This window comes from Streptomyces sp. NPDC057424 (genome assembly GCF_042803315.1).
Lineage (GTDB): Bacteria > Actinomycetota > Actinomycetes > Streptomycetales > Streptomycetaceae > Streptomyces.
Genome location: NZ_JBHVCP010000015.1, coordinates 131,776 through 138,018, shown reverse-complemented (window position 1 = coordinate 138,018; position 6,243 = coordinate 131,776). Strand labels below are relative to the sequence as shown.

General features: G+C 69.7%; 7 protein-coding genes. 1 reads left to right on the top strand and 6 read right to left on the bottom strand.

What is annotated here, in order from left to right:
* Nucleotides 1–63: 63 nt before the first annotated feature.
* From ACFU3E_RS15555 to ACFU3E_RS15535, 5 genes are all read right to left on the bottom strand, one after another.
* A complete protein-coding gene (locus ACFU3E_RS15555; protein ID WP_384157171.1) occupies nucleotides 64–465 on the bottom strand; it encodes a hypothetical protein in 402 nt (133 codons plus the stop codon).
* Between the two features lie 240 nt (nucleotides 466–705).
* Nucleotides 706–1,455: a DUF6227 family protein gene (locus ACFU3E_RS15550; RefSeq protein WP_384157168.1), complete on the bottom strand. Its 750-nt coding sequence runs from the start codon at nucleotides 1,453–1,455 to the stop codon at nucleotides 706–708.
* Nucleotides 1,456–1,634: 179 nt separating this feature from the next.
* The gene (locus ACFU3E_RS15545; RefSeq protein ID WP_384157165.1) at nucleotides 1,635–2,852 is read right to left on the bottom strand and encodes an Ig-like domain-containing protein; all 1,218 of its coding nucleotides are present in this window, start codon (nucleotides 2,850–2,852) and stop codon (nucleotides 1,635–1,637) included.
* Nucleotides 2,853–3,018: 166 nt separating this feature from the next.
* Entirely contained in the window at nucleotides 3,019–4,047 is a 1,029-nt protein-coding gene (locus ACFU3E_RS15540) for a P1 family peptidase (protein WP_384157162.1), read from the bottom strand.
* Between the two features lie 101 nt (nucleotides 4,048–4,148).
* The gene (locus tag ACFU3E_RS15535) at nucleotides 4,149–5,384 is read right to left on the bottom strand and encodes a low temperature requirement protein A (RefSeq protein WP_384157159.1); all 1,236 of its coding nucleotides are present in this window, start codon (nucleotides 5,382–5,384) and stop codon (nucleotides 4,149–4,151) included.
* Nucleotides 5,385–5,440: 56 nt separating this feature from the next.
* Between ACFU3E_RS15535 and ACFU3E_RS15530 the strand changes: the two genes are divergently transcribed.
* On the top strand, nucleotides 5,441–5,620 hold the full coding sequence (locus ACFU3E_RS15530) for a hypothetical protein (protein WP_030845027.1): 180 nt from the start codon (nucleotides 5,441–5,443) through the stop codon (nucleotides 5,618–5,620).
* A gap of 49 nt (nucleotides 5,621–5,669) precedes the next feature.
* Here ACFU3E_RS15530 and mscL read toward each other — a convergent pair whose 3' ends face one another.
* Nucleotides 5,670–6,128: a large conductance mechanosensitive channel protein MscL gene (gene mscL, locus ACFU3E_RS15525; RefSeq protein WP_384157156.1), complete on the bottom strand. Its 459-nt coding sequence runs from the start codon at nucleotides 6,126–6,128 to the stop codon at nucleotides 5,670–5,672.
* Nucleotides 6,129–6,243 lie beyond the last annotated feature (115 nt).

Genomic DNA, 6,243 nt, shown 5'->3' with positions numbered 1-6,243 from the left:
CCCTCGAGGGAGGGTGTGCGGGCCGCCGTCGTCACGCGGGCCAGAAATGCACCGGGCGGAATATCAGCTGCATCCCCACAGGGACACGGCCACACCGAGTACGGTCACGCCGACCGGCCCGCCACCGATTCCGAGCGCGCCGAGCCAGGAGACACCCAGAGAGGCAGCACATTTCCGCGCCTGGGTCTGCTGCTTGGCCGTCAGTTTCGGACCGCCGGTGAAGAAGTAGTTCTTCCCCTTATAGGTGACGCAACCGACCGAGGAAGAGCAGTACTCGCCGGGGCGTGCATCGCGGTACATCTGCTTTCCGCACCCCTGCTTGGCGGGATAGCAGTACTGGGACGTCTTGACCTTGACGCACTTGCCGGACGGTGCGCAGACGCGCTTCGTCGAGGCGGCATGGGCTGGGGTCGCCTGGCCCACGGCGAGGGTGAGCGCTACGACGACCGCGAAAAGCGCGATCACCCATCGATGAAGCGACAGCCTCTCGGATGCGTTGTTTGATATGTGCACAGTTTCCTTCCCCCGGGCAACCCTTGTTCTTCTGCGGCGCGGATCAGTGGTCGGTCTTTAATGCGTCGCAGTGCCCGTGTCACAAAGCTGGATCACCGTATCATGTACATGATCTTGTGAATGGGCGGTGAAAAGGGTGAAGGGATTCCAGCGGAAGGGGTTGTATATCCGAGTGAGGAGAGGGGTGGGGCGCTATGACGAGAGCTGCGCCGCCCGCCGCTCCATCGCCTCGCGCGCCGCGTCCTCGCTGTTGTACACCTCGCACATGTGCCGCCCGTCCGGCGTCGCCGTGTGCTCGACCTCCCAGAGGGAGACCTCCTCGCCGTCGCGCAGCAGGAACGCGTGCTCGTAGAGCGAGAAGCCCAGTCCCGCCCGGCCCGCCCGGCACGGCCGGCCGAAGGCCTGGGTGATCTGGTGCCCGGACGCCGTGGCCAGCAGGGCCGCCGTGTCCGCGCCCGGCCGGTCCGAGTTCTCCGCCCGGCGCAGTAAGCGGCGTGCGTGGTCCGCCGAGTCCTCCGCGGCGTAGGCGTGCCGGGGCGCGGGGACCGGGGACAGCTGCACCGTCACCGGCAGTTCGAAGTCCGCGGTGTCCGGCGGCAGCGGCAGCCGCGCGGTGGCGGCGCGCAGCTCCTCCTCGTCGACGTACACCTCGTGATGCGGTTCGCTGCCCGGCGCGGTGTTGTGGACGAGCTCCCAGAGCGTGAGCGCCGAGCCGTCGGTGAGCAGCCACGTGTGCCGGTACGTCTCCCGGTGCAGGCCGGCGCTGTGATGCGCGGAGTGCAGCGAACCGTCGTGCGCCAGCGCGCAGTCCAGACGCCTTATCGTCTCGTCCGGTAGCTCGAAGGAGTTCAGCGCGCGGCCGAGGAGTCGCGCGAGGTGCTCCTCCGGAGACTCGGGCGAGTCGTGGGGTTCGTACGCTGCGGTCTCGTACGGAACGCTCAAGGTTTCTCCCGGCGTTGCTGCATGTCACCTTGTGGGTGCATACCGTAGCCCCTCGGCCGGACATCATGTCCGGGAACCGAGAAAACGTACGTCCGGGAAAACGCGCGGGCCGCGCGAGAAGTTCCCGCGCGGCCCGTTCGATCCGTCAGAAACGCCAGTTGGGGTGGTCTTTCAGGGGGTCAGGAAGCGCTGCCCGAGACCCACTGGCTCCACGCCATGTTCCAGCCGTTGAGCCCGTTGTCCGGCGCCACCGTCTTGTCCGGGGAGTTCTTCACGATCACCACGTCCCCGATGAGGGAGTTGTCGTAGAACCACTTGGCGGGCGTGCTGCCTCCCGCGCCCCGGACGTCGGCGAGACCGACGCAGCCGTGGCTGGTGCCCTGGCGGCCGAAGGGCGGGTTGCCCTTGCTGTACCAGTAGTTGCCGTGGATGAACGTGCCCGACGTCGTCAGACGCATCGCGTGCGGCACGTCCGGGATGTCGTACTCACCGCCAAGGCCGACCGTCCGGCTGTTCATCCGGGTCTGGACGAACTTCTCCGAGATCACCATCTGCCCGTTGTACGTGGTGTGCTGCGCGCTGCCCGCCGAGATCGGGACCGTCTTGACGGTCTTGCCGTTCCGGACGACCGTCATGGTCTGGGTGCCGGCGTCGACCGTGGAGACCTGGGAACGGCCGACCGTGAAGGTGACCGTCTTCTTCTGCACGCCGTAGACGCCGTTCGCTCCCTCGACCCCGTCCAGGTCGATGTTCATCGTGACCTTGGAGCCGGCCTTCCAGTACTCCTGCGGCCGGAAGTCGAGCCGCTGCCCGTTGAACCAGTGCCCGACGACCTTCTGCCCGCTGCTGGAGGTGACCGTGATGTGCGACTGCACGGCCTTGCGGTCGGTGATGGCCTTGTCGAAGGTGAACGACACCGGCATGCCCACACCGACCGTCGTCCCGTTGTCCGGCGAGTACGTCCCGATGAAGCTGTTCGACGACGTCACCGTCGTGAAGATCGAGTTGGCCGCGGCCGTCCGGCCGTCCGTGTCCCGGGCGGTCGCCGATATCCGGTACTTCGTCCCGCGCTCCAGCTGCTCCTTCGGCTTCCAGACCTTGCCGTCGGAGGAGACCGAGCCCGCGACGGCCTGCCCGCTGCCCGCCACCGTCATCTTCACGTCGGTCAGCTTCCCGTCGCTGACCTTCACGCCGGTCGTGTTGATGGACGCGCCGGTCGAACCGTCCTCCGCCGAGATGGCGATCTTCGCGACGGACGTCTTGGGGCCGCCCTCGCCGCCCTTCTCGTCGTCCTTGGCGTTGGCGCTGCCACCGCAGGCGGTGAGCGTCAGGGCGCCGACCATCAGGGCGGCACAGGCCCCCAGAGTGCGCCGCGCTGAAATGTTCGGCGTTGTCACGGGCTGCTCCCAGTTCGTGTGATGTCGCGTGATCCGCTCCAGTACGTCAGGGAAGAGGGGCCGGGGAGCCGGTCGGGTTCCGTCCGTTCCCCATGAAGGCCGTCACGTGACAGAACCGCGACAAATTCCGGCTCCGCTGTGGATGTGCCGAGCGCCGCAGGCCTGTTCAGCGGCCCGCGTACAACTCCCCGTACGACGGCCACGCCCCGCCCGGACCGTCCACCGTCTCCGCGGCCCGTACGGCCCGGACGATCGCGCGCGTCACCATGTCCGCGCCCGCCGCGAGGATCTCGTTCAGGGCGAGCGGGTTCACCTCGTCCAGGGCGCGGTCCCCCGTCGCCAGCGCGAACACCGTGTCCCCGTCGTTGAGGAGATGCACCGGACGCACCGCGCGGGCGACGCCGTCGTGCGCCGTGCCGGCCAGCTTCTGTGCCTGCGCCTTGGACAGATCCGCGTCCGTGGCGACCACCGCGAGCGTGGTGTTGAGCGGCGGCGGCGCACTCCTCGCGGCCGTCTCCGCCAGACGCCGCTGCGCAGCCGCGTGGACCTCCGCCTGCGGGTACTCCACCCGTCCCTGGAACAACTCCCCGTACAGCACCCCCGTTTCCGGATCCACCGTCGATCCCGCCGCGTTGGCCACCGCCAGCGCGGCCACCGTGATCCCCGAGCCGAGCACCGTGCTCGCGCCGCCGATGCCACCCTTCATCACCCCGGTCACCGCTCCCGTGCCCGCGCCCACGCACCCCTCGGGCACCGCCGCACCGAACTCGCTCGCCGCGGCGGCCTCGACCGCGGCCCGGCCGGTCGCCGCGTCCGGCCGGGCCCGGAAGTCGCCGCCCCGTCCCAGGTCGAAGACACAGGCGGCGGGCACGACCGGCACGACATGCGCCGGGTCCGCCCCGACACGGATCCCGCGCCCCCGTTCCTCCAGCCAGGCCATCACCCCCGACGCGGCGTCGAGCCCGTACGCGCTGCCGCCGGTCAGTACGACCGCCTCCACCTTCCGCACCACGTTGCGCGGATCCAGCGCGTCCGTCTCCTTGGTGCCGGGCCCGCCGCCCCGTACGTCCACAGCGGCCACGGCTCCGCCCTCCGGGGCGAGCACGACCGTGGTGCCGGTGAGCCAACCGCCGCCGATGCGTGTCGCGTGCCCCACTCGCAGGCCGGGGACATCCGTCAGTGCGTCAACTGTCATGGGGCACAGTCTCGTCCAGCCGCGGGCTCCGGCGGGGGCACCGAGCCGGTGGGCGCCGCGTCAGCCTGTCGACGGTCGTGCGGACCGGATCTCGAGTCCCCTCACCCGGCCCCCGTCGCCGACCCGCCCTTCCTCACGGCCGGCCGCGCGGCCAGGGTCTCTCCGGCCGCTACCGACAGCGCGCAGACGACACCCGCCGCGAACACCGCCCAGTGCCCCAGGAACGTGCAGCAGATCACCAGCAGGGCCGTCGTCGGCAGCACCAGCTGCCGGGTGATGCCCCGCTTGAAATGGCGCGAGTGCAGGGCCCACACGGTGAGCAGGTACAGGGCCGTCGGAAGCGTCACCGCCGACGACGCCGCCAGCGTCGAGAGGTGCGCCTTGCCGGTCGTCTGCTCCACCGCCACCTCCAGCCCGGCCCCGATCGCCGCCGCCGAGGCGAACACCAGGTAGTGGCCGTAGCCCCACAGGAACGCCTGCCGGTTGGACCGCAGATGACCGTGGACGGGGACCGCGAAGTAGATCCACCACGCGGCGAAGACGACCAGCAGCCCGCCCGCCGCGATGGGGAGGAGCTCGCCCAGGGCGTCGTTCTCGTCGATACCGGACTTCACCGCGATCGTGGCCGCCGCGATCGTCTCGCCGAGCACGATGATGGTGAACAGCCCGTACCGCTCCGCGATGTGGCGGGGGTGCCAGGACGTGCTGTGGCCCCTCTCCGCGAAGGGCGGCACGCACATCTCCAGCAGCGCCATCACCAGGAACCACCAGGGCCGGGCCCCCTCGGGCAGGAACAGCAGCCCCAGCCAGCCGGCCTGGCACGCCAGCACGCCGCCGGCGTAGCGCAGGGCCGTCGTGCGCTCCGGGCCCTCGGTGGATGCGGCCGCCCGCAGCCACTGCGCCGCCAGGGCCACCCGCATGATCACGTAGCCCAGCCAGACCACGAGGTACTCGTGCTCCTGGAACGCCCGCGAGACCCCCGCCGCGAGGACCAGCACACCCGCGATCTGCACCAGCGTGACGACCCGGTAGAGGACGTCGTCGTTGTCGTACGCCGAGGCGAACCAGGTGAAGTTCATCCACGCCCACCACAGGGCGAAGAACACCATGGCGTAGTCGAGGACCCCCTCGCCCGCGTGTCCCTCGGCGACGGAGTGCACCAGCTCGATGCCCGCTTGGGCGACGGCCACGACGAAGCACAGGTCGAAGAAGAGCTCCAGCGGCGAAGTCGTCCGGTGTGCCTCGTCGCGGCCACGGGCCCGAAGCCTGCGCAGCGGTCCCCGGCCGCCGCCGGGCACGTCGGAGGGGACGGGCGGGGGAGCGGGGCTGGACGTCATGCGTCCCAGCACAGCAGAAGGCGCTGGGATTTTCTCCGTGACCGTACCCTGGTTGCATGAGTACCGTCCCCGGCCCCGAGCCGCGCGAGCCGAAGCCCGCGCTGGTCTTCGACGACCCGCTCGACCAGCAGTCCTCGGACGACACCGACCGTGGCTGGGGTGAGCGCACCGACTCCGGCGGCAGTGCGGCGGACCTCAAGCGCTTCCTGGACGAGAAGCCGCCCCACCACCTCTGAACCGGCCGGGCGGCCTTCCGAGCCGCCCAGGCCGTTGCCGGCGGTGCCGTTACTGCCGGTCGTGGCCCGAGCCGCGCTGGGCGATCAGCGCGTCCCGGATCTCCTTCAGCACCTCCAGTTCGGTCACCTCCATGACCTCCTGCGCGCCTTCCTTCGCCTTCCGGCGGGCCTCCTGCCGGGCCAGGTACTTCGCCATGGGCAGGACCATCAGGAAGTAGACGACCGCCGCGGTGATCACGAAGCTCAGGGCGGCACCGAGAACGGAACCCCACAGGATCTGGATGCCCTGCTCGTTCTCGCAGGTCGAGCTCAGGCACGAGCTGTAGTGGTCGAGGTTCTTGGTCCCGATGGCGCCGACGACCGGATTGATGATCCCCTTCACCACGGCGTTGACGATGTTGGTGAAGGCAGCACCGATCACCACCGCCACCGCCAGATCGACGACGTTCCCGCGCATCAGGAAGGCCTTGAAGCCCTCCCAGACACTCGGATCCTTCTTCTCGCTCACCTGGGGGCCTCTCCTCGTACGAGCAGCTTGTGGAACAAAACGCTCCGCAACCTACGGCACCGTTGGGCCGAACCGAGGACCTGGGTCCCTCTGATGAAGGACTTGACGGGACCGC

Coding starts and splice junctions, on each gene's coding strand:
- ACFU3E_RS15535 (WP_384157159.1), bottom strand. CDS start 5,384: ATGACGTCCAGCCCCGCTCCCCCGCCCGTCCCCTCCGACGTGCCCGGC.
- ACFU3E_RS15530 (WP_030845027.1), top strand. CDS start 5,441: ATGAGTACCGTCCCCGGCCCCGAGCCGCGCGAGCCGAAGCCCGCGCTG.
- ACFU3E_RS15540 (WP_384157162.1), bottom strand. CDS start 4,047: ATGACAGTTGACGCACTGACGGATGTCCCCGGCCTGCGAGTGGGGCAC.